A 1,393-nucleotide genomic window follows, 5' to 3' on the forward strand; every position below is an offset into this window, starting at 1 on the left:
TCCGGCTATCGGCCGGTTCATCTCCAAAGACCCCATCGGCTTTGCCGGCGGGGATGTTAATCTGTATGGGTATGTCCTGAATAATCCGGTTAATTGGGTTGATCCGTGGGGGCTGAGGCCTTCTAGCTTTTGGGGTGATGTTTGGGAAAATTATAGGCACACAAACGAAGTTATCGGATTCGGCAGAATGGGGATTACAACAGCCTTGGGCGGAGCATTTGCGCGGACATATGGAGGGTACACCATCGGACAATATGCATTAAGAGGAGTTGCTCCGCATCTTGGCAGCCATCTGAGCACAATGGGGTTAGTTGCCAGAACAACAGCGATTAATTCAGTTTTAATCCAAGGTTCGTTTCAATCAGGAATTGTGGTAGGCTCAATCATAAATGTCGCTGCTGATCGCCTGATAAACAGAGAATCAGATCTTTGCGGAGGTCAACAATGAAACTTCAGTGCGATGATGTAAATAAAGTCCGAAAACCTTTTAGGATCGTAGCAGCTATAGTGAGTTTTTTATGTGTAATAGCTATTGCTATAACCATTATCGTTTTTATATCTGAGGATTTCGACTTAATCGGTTTTATTTTATTAATTCCGATTAGTTGGATGGCTCATTTAAGTTTCAATGTGGCGAAAAATGGATACCCGCCCAGGTATATGCTCTGGGCCTCCTCCAAAAAATAGAAATCGAAGCTGTTTGCCAGCGTAAAACATATCACTCATAAAATCGACCGACCAGACTTGGTTGGGCTACGATTACGATCCCGCCGGTCGCTTAACGGGCCTTGTCCACCGGTCCGGCACCGCCGTCATCGCCGCCGCCGTCTACGATCTCGACCCGGTCGGCAACCGCTTGCGTCTTACCGGAGCGGATCAGGAGATCGGCTATCGCTACGATCGCACCCACCGGCTGCTGGAGGCCAACCCGGCCGCTCCCGACGGCAGGCCGGCCACCCCCGTCCAGGGCCAGGGCCAGGGCCGGGGCCGGGGGCTGGAACAGGGCGGAGCACCCCAGGGCGGGCCGCAACAGCCGGAGTTCTACCAGTACGATCCCGCCGGCAACCGTCAGGCCAGCCACCGCCACGACGATTACCGCCACGACGGGAACAACCGGTTGCTGAGCGCCGATCAGGCCCGGTACGAATACGCCGCCAACGGCAACCTGGTCAGCAAGGTGACCGTCGAGGGCGAGACCAGTTACCGCTGGGATTACGCCAACCGGTTGCGCGAGGTGGCGCTGCCCGACGGGGCCCGGGTGGAGTTTACCTACGACCCCTTCGGCCGCCGGCTGGAAAAACGGCTTGTCGATCCCGAAGGGGTGGAGACCACCACCCGCTACGTTTACGACCACGAGGATATCGTGCTGGAAACCGACGCCGATGGCCATATC

Annotated in this window: 1 protein-coding gene and 1 pseudogene; both read left to right on the plus strand. The window is 55.1% G+C overall.

The features are described from left to right. On the plus strand, nucleotides 1–448 hold a 448-nt coding region (locus P0N66_RS12700; protein ID WP_275805998.1), incomplete at its 5' end, for an RHS repeat-associated core domain-containing protein. Between the two features lie 300 nt (nucleotides 449–748). After that, nucleotides 749–1,393 (plus strand): annotated as a pseudogene (locus P0N66_RS12705) (RHS repeat domain-containing protein); the annotation flags it as partial.

The organism is Desulfurivibrio dismutans (assembly GCF_029210385.1).
GTDB classification, from domain to species: Bacteria; Desulfobacterota; Desulfobulbia; order Desulfobulbales; family Desulfurivibrionaceae; genus Desulfurivibrio; species Desulfurivibrio dismutans.